Source organism: Actinomadura sp. KC216 (assembly GCF_004348535.1).
Classification (GTDB): Bacteria; Actinomycetota; Actinomycetes; order Streptosporangiales; family Streptosporangiaceae; genus Spirillospora.
The window spans coordinates 1-1,245 of the sequence record NZ_SMJX01000638.1; the positions used below are offsets into that span (position 1 = coordinate 1).

Sequence of the window (1,245 nt, forward strand, 5' to 3'; positions counted from 1 at the left end):
GGGCTGGATCGGGCGGCGCAGGACGGTCGGCGACAGCGGGCGCGGCGCGGGCGGCGGGGCCACCGGTTCGCCGCCCGGCCCGTTCGCGGTGTAGCGGTCGCCGAGCGACTCGCCCGCGATCTTCTCCTGCAGCCGGACGATCCCGTGCAGCAGTGCCTCCGGACGGGGCGGGCAGCCGGGGACGTACACGTCCACCGGGATGATCTGGTCGACGCCCTTCGTCACGCAGTACGAGTCCCAGTACGGGCCGCCGCAGTTGGAGCAGGCACCGAAAGAGATGACGTACTTCGGCTCGGGCATCTGCTCGTACAGCCGCCGCACGGCGGGCGCCATCTTGTCGCTGACGGTGCCGGACACGACCATGAGGTCGGCCTGCCGGGGCCCGGGCGCGAACGGGATGACGCCGAGCCGGATGAAGTCGTGCCGGCTCATCGAGGTCGCGATGAACTCGATGGCGCAGCAGGCCAGGCCGAAGTTGAAGACCCACAGCGAGTAGCGGCGTCCCCAGTTGAGCACGAACTTGACCGGCTTCGGCGCCAGCCGCGACAGCGGCCCGACGCTCGGCGGAGGTAGATCGATGGTGCCCACGGGAGCATTGTTACAGCCCCTCGCCGTCTGGCCAGAGGCCCAAGCGGATCAATCCCGACCGAAACGATCCGGACCGCTCCGGACCGGTGTCAGACCCAGGACAGCACGCCCTTCTTGCCCGCGTAGCCCAGCCCGGCGGCGAGAAACGCGAGGAAGACGAACATCTCGCCGAGCGTCGTCGCCCCGTAGCCTGGCGCGGAGAAGACCGTCGCCCAGGGGAAGAGGAACACGGCGTCCACCGCGAACACGACGTACAGGTAGGCGAACACGTAATACCGGACGTAGGAGTGCGCCCACCCCTCCCCGACGGGGTCGACACCGCACTCGTAAGTGGTCAGCTTCTCGACGGTGGGACGGTGCGGACGCAGCATCCGGTTCGCGGCCAGACCGCCGACGACGATCCCGGCACCGACGACGAGCAGTACGACTACGACGACATATGTGTCGAAATAGTTATGCACCAGACCCTCCTCGCCTGCGTCGTAGCAAGTATCCCCCGGAACGGGGTCCGGGGGAATGTGACCGAGCACCTCCACATCGGAGGCGCGCGATGTCACAGTTTTACTGCACACTAGGTTTTGCATTGGGGTCAGTTGACCTGGAAGGACGTGACCAGATGAGCAACCCTCCGCCGCCCCCGGGGTGGGAGTCCCCCGG

1 protein-coding gene and 1 pseudogene are annotated in these 1,245 nt (G+C 67.8%); both read right to left on the reverse strand.

Annotated features, from left to right (window positions below; translation table 11 throughout):
* Positions 1–87: 87 nt before the first annotated feature.
* Positions 88–549: pseudogene (locus tag E1264_RS42705) on the reverse strand (NADH-quinone oxidoreductase subunit B family protein); the annotation flags it as partial.
* Positions 550–677: 128 nt separating this feature from the next.
* Complete coding sequence (locus E1264_RS42710; RefSeq protein WP_207937043.1) at positions 678–1,049, reverse strand: NADH-quinone oxidoreductase subunit A; 372 nt, start codon at positions 1,047–1,049, stop codon at positions 678–680.
* Between the last annotated feature and the right edge of the window lie 196 nt (positions 1,050–1,245).